Genomic DNA, 17397 nt, shown 5'->3' with positions numbered 1-17397 from the left:
GCAAGTGGAGAAGGTGACCTACGGGGACGTGCTCAGGTCACCCGGAACCGTACCTCTGTACGTCGCGGCGTTCCTCGCGCGAATCCCCCTGATGGCGCTGCCGCTCGTCCTGACGCTGCTCGTCGTCGAGGGTCTGGGCGGCAGCTACGGACAGGCCGGTCTGATCGCCGCCGCCGAGACCGTCGGAGCGGCCGTCGGCGCCCCGTGGCGCGGTCGCCTGATCGACCGGCTGGGCCTGCGCCGGGCACTGCTCCCGTCGATCGCGGTGCTGTTCGTCGTCTACCCGCTGGCGGCGGTCTCCACCTACCTGTGGCTGCTGCCGCTGGCGTTCGCCGCCGGGCTGTTCATCGCTCCGGTGCACTCGATCGTGCGGATCTCGCTCGCCGCGCGGCTGCCCTCGAGCCATCACCGGAGCGCGTTCGCGCTGGACTCGGTGTGCGCGGAGGCCTCCTTCATCATCGGTCCCGCCGCCGCGGGCGCCCTCGTCGTGGCCGCGTCGCCGCAGGTCGCTCTGGTGGCGGTCGCGGGCACCGTCGCGATCGGGCTGGGCATCCTGTGGCGGCTCGACCCGCCCACCCGCAGCGCCGACTCGGTGACCGTGGCCCGTGAGCCCGGCACCCGCTGGCTCACCACCGACCTGGTGTTCCTCTTCCTCATCTCCGGCGGCGCGATGATCGCGCTGATGGCCACCGACCTGGGCATCATCGCCGTCCTGCGCGAGCTCGACGCGGTCGGGCTGGTCGGCGTGGTCTACCTGGGCTGGGGACTCTCCTCCCTCGTGGGCGGACTGATCTACGGAGCCCGGCCCGCCTCGATCCGTCCTTCCTATCTGCTGCTGGCGATGGGTGTCCTGACGATCCCGATCGGCATCGCCCACACGCCGTGGGTCCTGGCGATCGCGTGCATCCCGGCGGGCCTGCTCTGCGCGCCGATCATGACCGCGTGCAGCGAGTGGATCGCGAAGCTCACCGACGAGGCGTGGCGCGGCGAGGCGATGGGCTACCAGGCCACGGCGTTCACGGTCGGCGGAGCGGTCGCGGCACCGCTCATCGGCCTGGCCATCGACCACGAGGGAGCGGCGGCCGGCTTCGCCGTCGGCGGAGGCGCGGCGCTGCTGATCGCGATGGGGTCGCTGGCGGCGCAGCGCTCGCGCCGCCCGGCCGAGGTCAGCGACGTCTGAGCGTCAGGCCGTCAGGAAGCCGTCGGCGACGAGGTCCGTCACGATCGGGGCGTAGGTGCTCCTGACCTGCGCGGCGTCCTGGTCGAGCAGCTGGGAGATCGCGTCGAGGATCTGCCCCGCCGTGAGGTCGCCGTCGCTGGCCGACAGCAGGCCCGCCTCGATCGTGTCGAGCTGGCGCGAGGTGCGCAGGCCCGACATCCGCACGGCCCGGATCACGGCGGGGTCCGGCGCACCGACCGGGCCGGCCGTCTCCTGCACCACGTCGGCGCCCACGCGCCAGCGCCGGTCGAGCACGTCGCCGGCGTCGAGCGCGTCGGCGCGCTCGGCCCAGGCGGCGAACTCGGGGCCGACGGGCTGGGCGACCGGGCCCGTGTACTCCTCGATCCGCACCTGGGGCACGGCGCGGCCGGCCCTGCGCAGCGTGATCCAGCCGAAGCCCATCGCCTCGATCCGCTGCTCGGCGAACCACGTGAGCCACCGGTCGTAGCGCTCGCGGTGGCCCGCGCCGTGGCGCAGGCCCGCGTCGGCCAGCCACATCTCGGCGTACTCGGGCAGGTCGACGCGCTCGCGCTGCACGACCCAGGCGTCGAGGCCGGTGGGCTCGATCCAGGCGCCGAGCCGCTCCTGCCACGGGACGCCGTCCTCGTGGATCCACGCCGCGAGCACTTGGCACCAGCCGCCGTCGTTCAGATGGGCGTCGGCCTGCGTGACGATGCGCCGCACGACCTCGTCACCGGGGAACCCGGTCTCGCGGTAGACCAGCCGGTCGCCCTCGGGCGGCGAGACCACGAACGGCGGGTTGGTGCTGATCAGGTCGAAGCGCTCACCCTCGACCGGGTCGAACAGGCTGCCGTCGCGCACGTCGACGTCGATCCCGTTCAGCGCCGCGGTGAGTCGTGCAAGCCGGACGGCGCGAGCATTCACGTCGGTGGCGACGACCTCGCGCGCATGGGTCGCCAGGTGCAGCGCCTGCACCCCGCACCCCGTGCCGAGGTCGAGCGCACGGCCGACGTCCGGCCGCACGGTCAGCTGCGCCAGCGACGAGGAGGCCTCGCTGATGCCCAGCACGTAGGAGGGGTCGCGCGGGTTCTCGCGACCGTCGAGTCCGGGCGTCAGGTCGCAGACGACCCACCAGTCGTGCTCCTCGTCGCCGTACGGACGCAGGTCGAGCAGCGCGCGGGCGTCGTCGCCGTCGACCTCGACGAGGCCGAGCGAGCGCGCCGACTCCCACGCTGCACCGAAGGCCGCCTCGGCGTGCGTCCGCGGGACGACGGCCTGGAGCTGGAACAGGCGGATCAGCGTGGACAGGGCCGAGCCGTCGGTGGTCGCGCGGAGTCCGGGCGTGGTCTCGTTGCGGGCGAGGGCACGCCAGGCGGCCTCGCCGAGCACGCCGTAGACGGCGTCGACGGTGAACCCGGCGATCGCTTCGCGCAGCCTGCCGACGTCCGGGCCCGTCACGCTCAGGAGACCAGCTCGTCCATCGAGGTGTGCAGACCGAAGACCTTGTCCAGGCCGGTGATCGCGAAGATGCGCAGCAGTCGCTCGCTGGTGCAGATGATGTCGAGCGAGCCATGGTCGGCGCGCACGCGCTTCAGCGCTCCGACGAGCACGCCGAGGCCGGTCGAGTCGAGGAACGCGACGTTCTCGATGTCGATGACCAACCGGGTGTGTCCGTCGTCGATCGCTCCGACGACGACTTCGCGGAGGCGCGGCGCGGTGTAGACATCGATCTCCCCCGCGACCTCGACCACGTGGAACGGAGGCGACTCCCGTTCGGTGAGAGTGAGATCCATGTCCGAATTCAATCATCCGGACCCGCTTCTCCCCAGTCGAATGCACGCGCCGGGCCTGTCAGGTGCGTGCGGGAGACTTCTTCCCATGCCCCTGCACCCCGTTCTCGCCCGCCATGCGGAGCGGCTCGTGCACGTGCAGCACCACCCCGCGGTGGAGCCCGTCGTCGAGCCGTGGCCCGACTGGATCGACCCCGAGGTGCGCGAGCTGTTCGCCGCAGAGGGGGCCGACGTGCTGTGGGGGCACCAGGCCGAGGCCCTCGCGGCCCTGCACGACCGGCGCCATGTCGTGGTCTCCACCGGGACGGCCTCGGGCAAGTCGCTCGTCTACCAGGCGACCGCGCTTCAGGCGCTGCGCGAGGGCCGTGGCGGCTCCGGGCTCGCTGGCGCCCGGCGGCCGTCGGTGCTCTACCTCGCGCCCACCAAGGCACTCGCGGCCGACCAGCTGCGCCGCCTGCCCACCGGAGTGCCCGGCCTGCGGCCCGCCACGGTCGACGGCGACAACAGCCGCGAGGAGCGGGTCTGGGCGCGCGACCACGCGAACTGGGTGCTGGCCAATCCCGACATCCTGCACCGCACGATCCTGCCCCAGCACGACCGCTGGGCACGCCTGCTGGCCGGTCTGCGCGTCGTCGTGATCGACGAGTGCCACCACTACCGCGGAGTCTTCGGTGCGCACGTCGCCCTGATCCTGCGCCGCCTCCGACGGATCTGCCGGCACTACGGCGCCGACCCGTTGTTCGTGCTGTCCTCGGCCACGGTCGCCGAGCCGGCGGCGTCGGCCGAGCGGCTCATCGGCGCTCCGGTCACCGCCGTCACCGAGGACGCCTCGCCCCACGCCGCGCGCACCGTGGCGTTCTGGCAGCCGCCGCTGCAGGCGGCGCGCGACGACGGCGTGGAGGTGCGCCGGTCCGCGGGCTCGGAGGCCGCCGACCTGCTGACCGACTTCGTCGTCGGGGGCACCCGCACGCTGGTGTTCGTGCGCTCGCGCCGCGGTGCCGAGCAGCTGGCGATGACCACGTCGCGCGCGCTGGCCGAGGTCGAGCCCGAGCTCGCGGGACGGGTGGCCACCTACCGCGGCGGCTACCTCCCGGAGGAGCGGCGCGAGCTGGAGGGCCGCCTCCGCTCGGGCGATCTGCTCGGCCTGGCCAGCACCAACGCCCTCGAGCTGGGCATCGACATCGCCGGGCTCGACGCCGTCGTCACGGTCGGCTTCCCCGGCACCCGGGCGGCCCTGTGGCAGCAGTGGGGCCGCGCCGGTCGCGCCGGCGTCGACTCCGTAGGCGTGATGATCGCCCGCGACGACCCGCTCGACTCCTTCCTCGTGCACCATCCCGAGGCAGTCCTGGGCGCGCCGGTCGAGGCCACGGTGTTCGACCCCGAGAACCCCTACGTGCTCGGCCCGCACCTCGCCGCGGCCGCCCAGGAGCTGCCGCTCACCGAGGCCGACTTCGGCCCGTTCGGCCCGCGCGCCGCCGAGGGCGTCGCCGCGCTCGAGGCCGCCGGGATGCTGCGCCGCCGCGCCGCCGGCTGGTTCTGGACCAGCCGCGAACGGGCTGCCGACCTGGCCGACATTCGCTCCGCAGGTGGGCACCCCGTGCAGATCGTCGAAGGCAGCACAGGGCGCCTCGTCGGCACCGTTGACGCCGGTTCCGCCGACGCCGAGGTGCACGAGGGGGCGATCTACGTGCACCGCGGCGAGGACCACCTCGTGGAGTCCTACGACCCCGACCAGGGAGCCGCCGTCGTCCGGCGCGCCGACGTCCACCACACCACGAGCGCCCGCAGCTCGACGGCCGTGACGGTCATCGAGGAGCGCCGCCGGGTCGAGTGGGGCCCGGCCACCGTGGCCTTCGGCGACGTCGAGGTCGCCAGCCAGGTGATCGGCTACCAGATCCGCGACCGCAGCACGGGCCGCGTGATCGGCGAGGAGCCCCTCGACCTGCCCGAGCGGACGCTGCCCACCGCGGCCGTGTGGTGGACGCTCGACCCCGACGTGGCCGGCGAGCTGATGGATCCCGAGCTGCTGCCCGGTGCGGCGCACGCCGCGGAGCACGCCGCGATCGGCATCCTGCCCCTCTTGGCCACCTGCGACCGCTGGGACATCGGCGGGCTGTCGACGGCCTACCACCCCGACACGGGGCGGCTCACGGTGTTCGTCCACGACGGCCATCGCGGCGGTGCCGGGTTCGCCGAACGAGGGTACGAGCAGATGGCCGCGTGGCTGCGGATGACCCGTCAGACCATCGCCGACTGCCCCTGCCGCGACGGGTGTCCGTCGTGCGTCGTGTCACCCAAGTGCGGCAACGGGAACCACCCGTTGGACAAGGCCGGAGCGGTCCTGCTGCTCGACGCCGTGCTGTCGTCCGCACCCGCCTGAACGGCGAGCGCGATTGGCTCTTCTTGGCCTCGGATGCAAGGGTTGACAGGTTTGCACCCCATCCTTTCCGACCATGAGAGGTAGTTACTGATGCCCACCGGCAACGACCGAACATCCACCGACATCTTCGAGCCGGAGGTGGAACACCGACCAGAATCTTCGCTCGACCGCGTCGTCTTCGGCGTCGCTGCCGCACTCGCCCTGGTCGTCGTGCTGTGGGGCATCCTCGACCAGGCCGCACTCGGTGAACGTGCCTCGCAGGCCCAGTCCTGGGTGATCGAGTACACCGGTTGGCTGTTCGTCCTGTCGACCACCGGCTTCGTCGTGTTCGCGATCTGGCTCGCCGCCAGCCGCTACGGCAAGATCCCGCTCGGCCAGGACGGCGAGCGACCGGAGTTCCGGACCACCTCGTGGATCGCGATGATGTTCAGCGCGGGCATGGGCATCGGCCTGATGTTCTGGGGTGTCGCCGAGCCGCTGACGTTCTACCTCTCCCCGCCGCCGGACACGGCCGCGGCCGGCTCCGACGCCGCCGTCCAGGTGGCCATGTCGCAGACCCTGTTCCACTGGACCCTTCACCCGTGGGCCGTCTACGCGGTCGTGGGCCTGGCGATCGGCTACGGCACCTTCCGCCTCGGTCGCCCGCAGCTGATCTCCGCCGCGTTCACCCGCGTGCTGGGTCGCCGCCAGACCGAGGGCCCGATCGGCAAGGCCATCGACATCATGGCCATCTTCGCCACGCTGTTCGGCTCGGCCGCCTCGCTGGGCCTGGGCGCCCTGCAGATCGGTGCCGGCATCGAGCACAACGGCTGGGTCGAGTCCGTCGGCGAGACGCTCGTCGTCTCGATCATCGTGGTGCTGACGATCCTGTTCATCCTCTCGGCCGTCTCGGGCGTCGCCAAGGGGATCCAGTGGCTGTCGAACATCAACATGGTGCTCGCGCTCGTCCTGGCGGCCTTCGTCTTCATCGCCGGCCCCACGCTGACGATGCTCAACCTCATCCCGACGTCGATCGCCGACTACGTGGCCTTCCTGCCCGAGATGGCCGGTCGCACCAACGCCAGCGGTGGCGACGACGTGGCCGACTGGCTCGGCGCGTGGACGATCTTCTACTGGGCCTGGTGGGTCTCGTGGACGCCCTTCGTCGGCATGTTCATCGCTCGCATCAGCCGCGGCCGCACGATCCGCCAGTTCGTCACCGGCGTCCTGCTGGTGCCCAGCATGGTCAGCCTCATCTGGTTCGCCATCTTCGGCGGCGCGGGCATCAGCGAGGCCGACGCCATCTCCGGCGGCGAGTCGTCGGTGAACTCCAACTACGCGCTGTTCGACCTGCTGCAGCAGTACCCGATCCCGGCGATCACCACGGTGCTCGTGATGCTCCTCGTGGGCATCTTCTTCGTGTCGGGTGCCGATGCCGCCTCGCTCGTGATGGGCACCCTGTCGCAGCGCGGCTCGATCCACCCGTCGACGTGGACCGTCGTCTTCTGGGGTTCGCTGACCGGCGCCGTGGCGGCCATCATGCTGCTCATCGGCGATCCCGGCGACCCGGTGGCCCTGCAGGGCCTCCAGGCGCTAACCATCGTGGCGGCGCTGCCGTTCCTGCTGGTGATGGTGCTGCTGTGCGTGTCGCTCTACCGCGACCTGCGCCTCGATCCGATCATCCTGCGCGAGGACCTGGGTCAGACCCTCGTGGAGGACGCCGTCCTGGCCGGGGTCGAGCAGCACGGCGAGGACTTCGCCCTCGTGTTCGAGGAGACGACTCCCACCGAGGACGACGCGAACGAGATCGACGCGGCCGAGCTCGACGCCACCGAGGACGCTCGGAGGTAGTCCCGGCCTCCGCCCCCGCCGGCCCCTCACTCGAGGTACCAGGCGGGGGCGGCGCGGGCCCGCTGGTCGGACATCCAGCGCCCGATCGACCAGCGCGGACCCTCGGCCCGTGCGGTGACCGTGGCGACGTCGGCGTCCATCCGGCACGTCCGCAACCGCGCGCCGTTCTCGGCCGCCACCGAGCGGGCGACCCCGCAGGGCTCCTTCCCCTCGACGCTGGCACGCGACGCGGCGAGTGCCGACAGGTCGGCGGCCGCCGCGGCGCGCTGCCGCAACGAGACGGCCAGCGCCACCTGCAGGCACGTGAACGCCACCAGGCCCAGCAGTGCGACGACGGCGAGGGCCTGCACCGTCGCCGAGCCGCGATCGGGCCTCACTCGACGACCGCCACGGACCGGCCCTCCAGGTCGAGGCGGACCCGTGGCACGAGCGGCAGCCGCGCCCGGTACCTCACGGTGACGCCGGCCCGGCCGTCGTCGACCTGGATCCGCACCCGCGAGCCGGGCACGGCCTGCTCGACCGCCCTGCGGGCCTCGTCGACGGGCTGGCCGCGAGCGATGAGGCGCGCCGCCTCACGCGAGGCGTCGGACACCCGCATCTGGGTGACACCCAGCGAGACGACCCAGACCAGCACGAAGGCCACCAGCACGACGAACGGCAGCACGACCACGGTCTCGGCCGTGACCATGCCGCGCTCGGTACGCCTCACCACGGCCATCGGACGAGATCGGGCAGGGGTGACGCGAGAGCCCGGGTGAGCTGCTCGGCGACGACCGAGCGCGCCCACCGGCCGACGACCGCCTCGGGGCCGCCCAGGATGACGCCCGCGATCGTGACGGCGCCGAGGGCGCCCACGGCGAACTCGGCCGTCACCTGGCCCTGCTCGTCCGTGGCGGTGCGGTGAAGACGGTGCATGTCCCTCCTCCGGGACGGGTGGCCGCGGCACCCGCGCGGGGTGCCGCGGCCACGGGGGTCAGAACGGCAGCAGGTCGGGGATCCGGCTGATGAGGTCCTGCACCAGCTCGCCGAACCACTCGGACTGGCCGACCTTCACCAGGACGCCACCGATCGTGCAGGCGCCCAGCGTTCCGACGGCGTACTCGGACGTGCTCATGCCCCGCTCGTCGGCTCGGTCGACGCGGCGGCGCAGGGCGGTGATCAACTTCATGGGTGTCCTTCCAACGGATGATGTGACACCCGAAGATGGGCTGCTGCTGCCCGGAAGTGCGGTGGCCGCGGCGGGCTGGGGACAAGCCCGATGGCGTGGGCTCCGCATGGGGACAACTCAGAAGCGGACCGAGCCGAGGACCGCGAGCACCGTCGGCGCCACACCGACCAGGACGAACGCCGGCAGCAGGCACAGCCCCATCGGCAGGGTGGTGCGGACCCCGACCCGTCCCACCGCCTCGCGCCGCTGCGCGCGATCGGCACGCCGGAGGTCCTCGGCGGCGTCGCGGATCAGCGGGACGACGGCGGCTCCGGAAGCCTCCGCCCGCGCGAACGCGCGCCCGACCGGCTCGAGGACGTCGCCGTCGAGTGATCTCCACGCCGTCGCCGGGTCCGCCGCCAGCCGCACACGGTGGGCGAGTGCAGTCAGCTCGTGACCCACGGGACCGGGCGTTTGGGTCGCGACCGCGATGACGGCCTCGTGCGGCGACCGGCCCGCCGCGAGCACCGCCGCCACGAGGTCGAGCGCCAGCGGGGCTTCCCGGACGAGCAGGACCCTGCGCCGCGTCTCGCCCACGGACTCCCAGCGCCCCACGTGCCGGTGCACGAGGGGCGCGGCGGCGACACCGGCCAGCAGCCCGATGCTCCCGAAGACCATCCAGCCGGCCAGCGGGACGCCGGCCGCGACGAGCACGGCGCGGTCGAGCCGCCGCGGAGGTGCGTCACGGCGCAGTCGTCGGCGGCGCCGCCGCGCCGGTCCGGGCACCACGAGCAGCAGCGCGCACGCGACCAGCAGGCCCGCGATCATCCGCCGGCCTCGAGACGGTCGGCGATCTGCTCGATCCACAGCACCCCGGCGACCGCGAAGGCGACACCGAGCGCGACGCAGAGTGCCCCGGCGGTCGTGGTGGTGACGACCCGCAACGGGTCGACCCCGAGTCCGGTGCCCAGGCCGAGTCCCAGGGGCGGCATCGCGATCACCAGCAGGGCGGTCGCGCGCGCCGGGGCGACCCCGGCGGACAGCTCGCGGTCGAGCTCACGCTCCTCCCGCGCCGCCTCACGCACGCGCTCGAGCGTGTCGGCGAGCGGTACACCGCACGCCTGCGACACCGCCCAGGCCTGGCCGAGCGACCCGAGCGAGCCGGCACCCGGGCGGCGACCGACCTCCACCAGGGCGGCCGCCACATCGCCTCCGGTCATCGCCGCCATCGCGGCAGGACGCAGGATCGGCGCCTCGCCCTCGAGCCGCTGCACGGCCGTCGCCGGCGGGATTCCGCTGCGGAGCTCGCCGACGAGCCCGTCGATCACCAGCTGGCACTCGTCCCGGACGGCGAGGCGGGCGAGACGCGCTCGCGACCTGGCGTACCGGACGCCGGCGGCCACGGCCACCGCCATGCCGGTCCAGGCCAGGATCGTGGGCGCCGGCGGGAGGGTGGACAGGCTGAGCGCCGAGCCGAGGCCCGCCAGTGCGAGGAACGATCGCGGACCGGGCCGTCGTCGCGCGCCCCGTTCCGTCCGCAGCCGCACCCACGCCCACGGCGGCCGCCAGACCAGCACCGCCGCCACCGCCAGCAGCGCACCGACCTCCCTCACGGGTCGACGGGCCGGCCACGGTGGACCCGCAGCCGGGGTCGCACGAGCAACCGGCCGCGCTGGTCGGTGCCGAGGTCGGCCAGCGCGGCGACCTCGCGCCGCCCGTCGGCGTGGCGGGCGACGTGGACGACGGCGTCGAGGCCGGCGGCGACCTGGGCGTGGACCGCGTCGCGAGTGAGCCCGGCCGCGATGCCGAGCGCCTCCATCCGGGCCGGGACGTCGTCGGGTGCGTTCGCGTGCACCGTGCCGCAGCCACCCTCGTGACCGGTGTTGAGCGCCGCCAGGAGGTCGACGACCTCGGCGCCGCGCACCTCGCCCACCACGATGCGGTCCGGGCGCATGCGCAGCGCCTGGCGGACGAGATCGCGGAGCCCGACGGTGCCCGCACCCTCGACGTTCGGCGGCCGGGCGACGAGCCCGACGACGTGCGGGTGGCGCGGCCGCAGCTCGTCGGAGTCCTCGACCACCACGATCCGCTGCTCGACCGGCACCAGCCCGAGGAGGGCCGCGAGGACCGTGGTCTTCCCGGTCCCCGTGCCGCCCGTGACAAGGAAACTGCGGCGCGTGGCGACCAGGTCCCGCAGGGCGTCGGCCATCGGCGGCGCGACGGACCCGCCCGCCTCCAGCTCGGCGAGGGTCATCGCTCGGCGGGGTGGCACGCGCAGAGAGATCACGGTGCCCGTGCGCGCCACCGGCGACAGCACGGCGTGCAACCGGGTGCCGTCGCCGAGACGGCCGTCGACCCACGGCGAGGCGTCGTCGAGCCGGCGTCCGGCGGTGGCCGCGAGCCGCTGCGCCAGCCGGCGCACCGTGGGCTCGTCGGCGAAGGTGACGTCGGGTCGCAGCACCAGGCCGTCACCCGCATCGACGTAGACCCCGTCAGCACCGTTCACGAGGACGTCGGTGACACCCGGCAGGTCAAGCAACGGCTGCAGCACCCCGGCGCCCAGCACCTCGCTGCGGAGCTGCTCGACGATCGCGAGCACCGTGGTGGTTCCCCACAGCTGGTCCTCGGCACGCAACGCCTCGGCCACCGAGTGCGGCGTGGGCTCGGCGCCCGACGCGGCCAGCCGTCGGCGGACCCGTTCGACCACCTCGGGACGTACCCCGCTCACCGCAGCCCGACCGTGTCGAGCACCCGGCGCGCCGCACCCACCACGGTGCGGGCGTGCATCGGGCCGAGGCCGTGCTCGAGGTCGGCCGCCAGCCTTCGCGAGGTGCCGAGGTCGGCCAGCACGGGCAGACCCAGCTCCTTGCCGACGGCAGCCGACGGCATCCCCGACGGCGCCGGTCGGGTGACGATCGCGACCGCACCCGACCATGACGCGAGCCTGTCGACCAGGGCGCGCGCCGCCACCAGGGCCCGGAGCCGTCGTGGCACGACGACCACCGTGAGCACCGAGCGCGACACCAGCTCGCGACCGAGGTCGTCCAGGTGGCGGGGCACGTCGGCGACCACGACGTCGAACCCTCGCATCGCGGCGCTGATCACCGGTGCGCTGCCGTGGACCGGTCGACCGGCCCGGCCGAACGACACGTGCGCGAGGCCTCGGTGGACGGGCAGGTTCTCGACGAGCTCGGCCGCGCCCACGTGGCCCACCGCCCCGTCGAGGTCGTTCCAGCGTGACCCGTCGACGGCCTCGGCGCCCGTGACGAGATCGAGCCCGCCTCCCATCGGGTCGCCGTCGACGAGCACCGGCCTCAGGTCGCGCCGCGCCGCCAGACCGGCGGTGGCCGCGGCCAGCGTGGACGCGCCGACCCCACCGCACGCCCCGACCACCGCTATCGCGCACGCCTCCCCCGAGCCGTCGAGCGCGCGCACCAGAGCCCCCACGATCGCGGCGTCCTCGTGGTCGGCCAGCACGTCGCGCGCGCCCAGGTCGAGGGCAGGACGCCACGCCTCGCGCGGGTCCTCGGCGACGACCACCACCTCGTCACGTCGCGGCAGGTCCACGGCCAGCAACGCCTCGAGACTGCGCGCGTCGACGAGCACGGCGGATGCAGACCGCCACGCGCGGCGGACGTCCTGCGCTGCCTCCAGGGTCTCGGGCTCGCGCCCGGCGGCGGCGCACCAGCGCCGCGAACTCTCCGCGAAGGACTCGTCATGGGTGACCACCAAGGGTGCGGCGGCGGGTTCGCGTACGTCCATCGCCCCACCCTCGTGGGCCGCCGGGCCGAGTGGGAGGGGTCGAGCCGGGCCTGTGGACGGCGCGACGAGTGTGACGCAGCCTGTGGAGGAATGTCCGCATCCTGCGGGTGCGACCGCCTACGCTGGGGCACATGGCGACTCCCGCGGGACGTCCCGCCGCGTTCTTCGACCTCGACAAGACCATCATCGCGAGGTCCAGCACGCTTGCCTTCAGCAAGTCCCTCTTCGCCGAGGGGCTGCTCAGCCGGCGCGCCGTCCTGCGCAGCGCCTACGCCCAGCTCGTGTTCAGCACCGGCGGAGCCGACCACGACATGCTGGAGCGGATGCGCGACGAGATCAGCGCGATGGTCACCGGCTGGGACGCCGTCACGGTGCGCCAGATCGTCCGCGAGGCCCTGCACGACGTGATCGAGCCGCTGGTCTACTCCGAGGCGCTCGACCTCATCGAGGAGCACCGCGAGGCGGGCCACGACGTCATCATCGTGTCGGCGTCAGGATCCGAGATGGTCGAGCCGATCGCCGAGATGCTGGGCGCCACGCACGCGATCGCCACCCGCCTCGAGGAGGTCGACGGCCGCTACTCGGGGAAGGTCCTGCACTACTCGTACGGTCCCAACAAGGTCACCGCGATGCGCGAGCTCGCCGCCTCCCAGGGCTACGACCTCGACCACAGCTTCGGCTACTCCGATTCCGAGACCGACATCCCGATGCTGGAGGCGGTCGGCCACCCCTTCGCCGTGAATCCGGACAAGGGACTGCGCCGCCGCGCCGTCGAGGAGGGCTGGCCGATCCTGACCTTCGAGCGGCCCACGGCGCTGCGCTCGCGCCTCGTCCCCGAGACCACCACGGGCAAGGCGATGGCACTCGGCGGGATCGCGGCCTCCGCCTCGCTGCTGGCCCTCGGGATCACGGCGGCGATCCGTCGCCGCCCGCGCGAAGCCCTGTGATCCGCACTCACCGTGCCCCGAAGTCCCTTGTGATTCGGGTCACAGTGAGGCACGCTGGAGACAGAATTCCAGAGCAGTCCGCAGCAAGGTACCCACGCGGCGATCTCCCTTCCACAGGGCAATCGCAGACGGGACACCCGCCGTCGTTCGCGATGCCGGCCCCGAGGCGATGATTGACGAAGGCACGCTTGGTAGCCGAGATGCGGACTTTCACGACGGCGTCGGGCCAGCCCCGACGCCGTCGTCCTGTGCCCGGCTCCAGAGCCTCAGCGTGAGGCGAGCGGAGAGGCCTCGGCACCGCGCGTGAACGCCTCCGCGGCGTAGAGCAGCCAGCGGTGGACGCCCGCCTCCTCGGCCCCGTAGGCCTCCAGCGCCGCGAAGTAGTCGGGGGCCGCAGCCACGTGACCGGCCTCCGGCACGGTGACCGACGCGGGATCCACCCCGCGCGCGAGCATCACGAGCCGCTCTGCCGCACGCGCCACCACGCCGTTGTGCGAAACGAACGCGCCCGCGGAGGCGATCTCGGCGTGCACGAGCGCGGCCACCACGAGGGCCGGCGCCTCGGTCTTCGCGCCCAGCAACGAGGCCAGCTGGGTCAGCCGCGCCGTCCCGGCCGGGTTCACCGGACGGCCGAGGTCGTCGTCGGGCACCGAGCCGGCGGCCGCGAGGGCGTGCATCCGGGCCATCGCCTGCACCGGCGAGCGCTGCCACGTGGGCAGCAGGCCGAGCAGCTTGGTGGACAGCCGCACCGCCGCTCGGGCCGTGGCGTCGCCCCCGCCGGAGGCGAGCTCGTCGAGCTCGCACTCGCTGCCCTCCAGCGTGGCCGTGGCCCAGGCGCCGATCAGCAGCGATCGCGCCGTGTCGTCGGGCGTGCTGCGGCGCAGGCCACGGTCGCGCAGGACGGCGTCCATCCCGTCGCGGGCGGCGCGGAACGCCGACGGAACGCCCTCGAGGGACGCGGCTGCGATGAACGGATCTGACACGCAGGCAGCGTACCCAGCACGCCTCCGGGCGCCGGGCGTGACCGGCGGTAGCCTCGGAACGTGGACGTCATCCCCGCAGCGCGCGCGGCCAAGTGGATGGTGGGCGACCGCCTCTCCACGGTGCTGCACCTCGGCGACGGCGGCCTGGCCTACGAGCTCGCCGAGCAGGGCCACGACGTCACCATCCTGGGCGACGACGTCGAGCAGGTCCGCAACCCCGACCTGTCGTACATCCGCTCCGGCGGCGACCGGCTGCCCCTGCGCTCGAACACCTTCGACGTCGTGATCACCCCGTTCTTCGAGGAGTCGCCCTCCGCGCTGGCCGAGTACGCGCGGGTGCTGGTCCCCGGTGGGCTGCTCTCGAGCATGAGCCGGCGCTACGACGACTCCATTCCCTGGATGCGCCGCCTGCGGGCGATCACGGGCGACCGCGACGCCCCCGAGCCGGCCGTCGACACGTTCTCGGCGTCGGGGCTGTTCGGTCCTCCCGAGGTCGAGGTCTTCAACGCCTGGGAGGAGCTCGACCTGGCCCACCTGCTGCGCTTCGCCGAGCAGACCCGCCGCGCGACCGTGCCCGAGTCGGCCCTCGGCGCGGTGCACGACCTGTGGCGCGAGTACGCGTCGGGCGCCGCCAAGCTGCGCCTGCGGCACGAGACCCGGTGCGTCCGCGCCGTCGTGGACAAGTCCGCGCTGGCCGGCGAGCCGGATCCGCCGGACGCGATCCTGCTCTCCCTGGATTGACGTGAGCCCCCTCGACCTCGCGATCGCGGTGGCGGTCGTCGCCGTGCTGGCCGGTCTGGCCCTGCTCACGCGGTGGGTGCTGCTGAGCCGTCGCCGCAGCCTCGGGTCGGCGGAGGACCGAGCCACCTACGAGACCCTCCACACGGCGGCCCTCGCCGCGCCTGCGCTGCGATCGGGGCTCGACGCCGAGAGCGTCGGCCGGGCCCTGCCGCACCTGCGCCAGCTGATCGGCTCGCCGACGGTGGGCATCACCGACACCCACGGGCCGCTCGGCTGGGCCGGTCGCGACGAGACCGAGCACACCGCCCACCTCGTCGCCGTGGCGCTGGAGCACGGGCGCACTCAGGCGTCGAACCGCGTCATCGTCGCTCCGCTGTCGGTGGAGGGCAGGGTCGTCGGCAGCATCGTGGTGGTCGACGACAGCGCCTCGGCGGGCCTCGCACGCACCACCACCGAGGTGGCCGGCTGGGTCTCCAGCCAGCTGGAGCTGGCCGAGCTGTCCGCCTCGCGCACGGCGCTGATGGAGGCCGAGCTGCGGGCGCTGCGGGCGCAGATCTCGCCCCACTTCATCTACAACTCGCTCGGTGCGATCGCCTCGTTCGTGCGCACGGATCCCGAGCGGGCCCGCGAGCTGCTGCTGGAGTTCGCCGACTTCACCCGGTACTCGTTCCGCCAGCACGGCGACTACACGACCCTCGCCGAGGAGCTGCGGTCGATCGAGCGCTACCTCGTGCTGGAGAAGGCGCGGTTCGGCGACCGCCTGCGCGTGATCACCCGCGTGGCCCCGGAGGTGCTCAGCCTCACCGTCCCCTTCCTCACGGTGCAGCCGCTGGTTGAGAACGCGGTGCGTCACGGGCTCGAGCGCAAGCCGGGCCCCGGGACGCTGACGGTGATCGCCGAGGACGCCGGCACGGAGTGCCTCATCTCGATCGAGGACGACGGCGTGGGCTCGGACCCCGAGACGGTGCGTGCCGCCCTGGCGGGACGCACGAGCTCGCCGTCGGTGGGACTGGCGAACGTGGACGAGCGGCTGCGCACGGTCTACGGGAACGACCACGGGCTCGTGGTGGAGACGGCGCCCGGGATGGGCACGAAGGTCACGCTGCGCATACCGAAGTTCACCCCGACCACGGTGGACTGACGGTCCGTAGACTTGACCGGTGAGGTTTCTCAACGATCTGCAGCCCAGCCACGACCTGACGTACAACGACGTCTTCATGGTCCCCGGTCGATCCGACGTGGCATCGCGCTTCGACGTCGACCTGTCCACCGCCGACGGCACCGGCGCCACCCTGCCGCTCGTGGTGTCGAACATGACCGCCGTCTCCGGCCGCCGCATGGCCGAGACCGTCGCCCGCCGCGGCGGCATCGCGATCCTGCCGCAGGACATCCCGCTCGACATCGTGGCCGACACGGTCGCCCGCGTGAAGGCGGCCCACACCGTCTTCGACACCCCCGTCGTGCTGACCCCGAACATGACCGTCGGCGAGGCGCTGAGCCTCGTGCCGAAGCGCGCCCACGGGGGCGCCGTCGTGGTCGAGTCGCTGAGCGGCCCCGAGCTGAAGGTCGTCGGCGTCTTCACCCCGCACCAGGCCCACGAGATCGACCGCTTCGCGCAGGTGCGCGAGGTCATGCTGACCGACCCGTTCGTGCTCCAGGCCGACGGCGACGTGCGCGAGATGTTCAACCTGCTGTCCGAGCAGCACGTCCCGTTCGCCCCCGTGGTCGATGGTGGCGCGCTCGTGGGCGTGCTCACGCGCAAGGGCGCACTGCGCTCGACGATCTACACCCCGGCCACCGACCCCGACGGCCGCCTGGTCGTCGGCGGGGCGATCGGGATCAACGGCGACGTGCGCGGCAAGGCGCAGGCGCTCGTCGAGGTCGGCGTCGACGTGCTCGTCGTCGACACCGCCCACGGCCACCAGGCGAAGATGTTCGACGCGCTGCCGCTCGTGCGCGAGGTCCGCGACGCCCACGAGGCCGCCACGGGCCGCCGCCTGCCGATCGCGGCGGGCAACGTGGTCTCGGCCGAGGGCGCACGCGACCTCGTCGCCGCCGGCGCCGACATCGTCAAGGTCGGCGTGGGTCCCGGCGCGATGTGCACGACGAGGATGGCCACCGGCGTCGGCCGGCCCCAGTTCTCGGCCGTGCTCGAGTGCGCCGCAGCGGCCACCGAGCTCGGCGCGCACGTGTGGGCCGACGGCGGCGTCCGCTGGCCGCGCGACGTCGCGCTGGCGCTCGCAGCCGGCGCGGGCAGCGTCATGATCGGCTCGTGGTTCGCCGGCACGCACGAGAGCCCCGGCGACCTGAAGTTCGGGGCCGACGGCCGCGAGTACAAGGAGTCCTTCGGCATGGCCTCGTCGCGCGCGGTGGCGAATCGCACGCGCGACGCCGCCGGCTTCGAGCGCGCCCGGATGGCGCTGTTCGAGGAGGGCATCTCGACCTCACGGATGTTCCTCGATCCCGAGGCCCCCGGCGTCGAGGACCTGATCGACCAGATCACCGCGGGCGTGCGCTCGTCGTTCACCTACGCCGGTGCCCGGACCCTGCCCGAGTTCGCCGACCGCGCCATCGTCGGCCTGCAGTCCAGCGCCGGCTACGACGAGGGCCGCCCCCTGCACGCCTCCTGGTGAGGAT

18 protein-coding genes are annotated in these 17397 nt (G+C 73.4%); 7 read left to right on the top strand and 11 right to left on the bottom strand.

What is annotated here, in order from left to right; genetic code table 11:
• Positions 1-4 precede the first annotated feature (4 nt).
• A complete protein-coding gene (locus B2363_RS14015) occupies positions 5-1180 on the top strand; it encodes an MFS transporter (RefSeq protein ID WP_181753251.1) in 1176 nt (391 codons plus the stop codon).
• Positions 1181-1183: 3 nt separating this feature from the next.
• Here the strand turns inward: B2363_RS14015 and B2363_RS14010 are convergent, their stop codons facing one another.
• Together B2363_RS14010 and B2363_RS14005 are read right to left on the bottom strand one after the other, a co-directional pair.
• The gene (locus tag B2363_RS14010; RefSeq protein WP_286930919.1) at positions 1184-2638 is read right to left on the bottom strand and encodes a class I SAM-dependent methyltransferase; all 1455 of its coding nucleotides are present in this window, start codon (positions 2636-2638) and stop codon (positions 1184-1186) included.
• A 2-nt stretch (positions 2639-2640) separates the two neighbouring features.
• Entirely contained in the window at positions 2641-2973 is a 333-nt protein-coding gene (locus tag B2363_RS14005; RefSeq protein WP_181756133.1) for an STAS domain-containing protein, read from the bottom strand.
• Between the two features lie 85 nt (positions 2974-3058).
• Here B2363_RS14005 and B2363_RS14000 point away from each other — a divergent pair, with 85 nt between their 5' ends.
• Both B2363_RS14000 and B2363_RS13995 read left to right on the top strand, forming a co-directional pair.
• A complete protein-coding gene (locus B2363_RS14000; protein ID WP_286930917.1) occupies positions 3059-5350 on the top strand; it encodes a DEAD/DEAH box helicase in 2292 nt (763 codons plus the stop codon).
• 90 nt (positions 5351-5440) lie between these two features.
• Complete coding sequence (locus tag B2363_RS13995; protein ID WP_286930915.1) at positions 5441-7180, top strand: BCCT family transporter; 1740 nt, start codon at positions 5441-5443, stop codon at positions 7178-7180.
• A 26-nt stretch (positions 7181-7206) separates the two neighbouring features.
• Here the strand turns inward: B2363_RS13995 and B2363_RS13990 are convergent, their stop codons facing one another.
• The 8 genes from B2363_RS13990 to ssd all read right to left on the bottom strand — a co-directional run bounded on the left by B2363_RS13990 (position 7207) and on the right by ssd (position 12089).
• A complete protein-coding gene (locus tag B2363_RS13990) occupies positions 7207-7557 on the bottom strand; it encodes an Rv3654c family TadE-like protein (RefSeq protein ID WP_286930912.1) in 351 nt (116 codons plus the stop codon).
• Positions 7554-7889 carry a TadE family type IV pilus minor pilin gene (locus B2363_RS13985; protein WP_286930910.1) on the bottom strand — a complete coding sequence of 112 codons (336 nt, stop codon included), beginning with the start codon at positions 7887-7889 and terminating at the stop codon, positions 7554-7556. Before B2363_RS13985 ends, B2363_RS13990 begins: the two co-directional genes overlap by 4 nt.
• Positions 7886-8095 carry a DUF4244 domain-containing protein gene (locus B2363_RS13980; protein ID WP_286930908.1) on the bottom strand — a complete coding sequence of 70 codons (210 nt, stop codon included), beginning with the start codon at positions 8093-8095 and terminating at the stop codon, positions 7886-7888. Before B2363_RS13980 ends, B2363_RS13985 begins: the two co-directional genes overlap by 4 nt.
• Before the next feature lie 58 nt (positions 8096-8153).
• Complete coding sequence (locus tag B2363_RS13975; protein ID WP_286930907.1) at positions 8154-8348, bottom strand: DUF4244 domain-containing protein; 195 nt, start codon at positions 8346-8348, stop codon at positions 8154-8156.
• A gap of 117 nt (positions 8349-8465) precedes the next feature.
• Complete coding sequence (locus B2363_RS13970; RefSeq protein ID WP_286930906.1) at positions 8466-9155, bottom strand: type II secretion system F family protein; 690 nt, start codon at positions 9153-9155, stop codon at positions 8466-8468.
• Positions 9152-9940, bottom strand: a complete 789-nt coding sequence (locus B2363_RS13965; RefSeq protein WP_286930905.1) for a type II secretion system F family protein — start codon at positions 9938-9940, stop codon at positions 9152-9154. Before B2363_RS13965 ends, B2363_RS13970 begins: the two co-directional genes overlap by 4 nt.
• The gene (locus B2363_RS13960; RefSeq protein WP_286930904.1) at positions 9937-11055 is read right to left on the bottom strand and encodes a TadA family conjugal transfer-associated ATPase; all 1119 of its coding nucleotides are present in this window, start codon (positions 11053-11055) and stop codon (positions 9937-9939) included. Before B2363_RS13960 ends, B2363_RS13965 begins: the two co-directional genes overlap by 4 nt.
• A complete protein-coding gene (ssd, locus tag B2363_RS13955; RefSeq protein ID WP_286930903.1) occupies positions 11052-12089 on the bottom strand; it encodes a septum site-determining protein Ssd in 1038 nt (345 codons plus the stop codon). The genes B2363_RS13960 and ssd overlap by 4 nt, the downstream gene beginning before the upstream one ends.
• Before the next feature lie 131 nt (positions 12090-12220).
• On the opposite strand from ssd, the gene B2363_RS13950 reads away from it, so the two are divergent.
• A complete protein-coding gene (locus B2363_RS13950) occupies positions 12221-13036 on the top strand; it encodes an HAD family hydrolase (RefSeq protein WP_286930902.1) in 816 nt (271 codons plus the stop codon).
• A 266-nt stretch (positions 13037-13302) separates the two neighbouring features.
• On the opposite strand, the gene B2363_RS13945 is transcribed toward B2363_RS13950, so the two are convergent.
• Complete coding sequence (locus B2363_RS13945) at positions 13303-14019, bottom strand: oxidoreductase (protein WP_286930901.1); 717 nt, start codon at positions 14017-14019, stop codon at positions 13303-13305.
• Between the two features lie 60 nt (positions 14020-14079).
• Between B2363_RS13945 and B2363_RS13940 the strand changes: the two genes are divergently transcribed.
• The 3 genes from B2363_RS13940 to B2363_RS13930 are packed head-to-tail and all read left to right on the top strand — an operon-like array spanning position 14080 to position 17393.
• Entirely contained in the window at positions 14080-14760 is a 681-nt protein-coding gene (locus B2363_RS13940; protein WP_286930900.1) for a class I SAM-dependent methyltransferase, read from the top strand.
• Between the two features lies 1 nt (position 14761).
• Positions 14762-15901, top strand: coding sequence for a sensor histidine kinase (locus B2363_RS13935; protein ID WP_313601263.1), 1140 nt, complete (start codon positions 14762-14764; stop codon positions 15899-15901).
• Positions 15902-15920: 19 nt separating this feature from the next.
• Positions 15921-17393, top strand: a complete 1473-nt coding sequence (locus B2363_RS13930) for a GuaB1 family IMP dehydrogenase-related protein (RefSeq protein WP_286930899.1) — start codon at positions 15921-15923, stop codon at positions 17391-17393.
• Positions 17394-17397 lie beyond the last annotated feature (4 nt).

The organism is Aeromicrobium sp. UBA7512 (assembly GCF_002476985.1).
GTDB classification, from domain to species: Bacteria; Actinomycetota; Actinomycetes; order Propionibacteriales; family Nocardioidaceae; genus Aeromicrobium; species Aeromicrobium phoceense.
The sequence above is the reverse complement of the archived record's forward strand: the minus strand, read 5'-3'. Positions and strand labels throughout refer to the sequence as shown.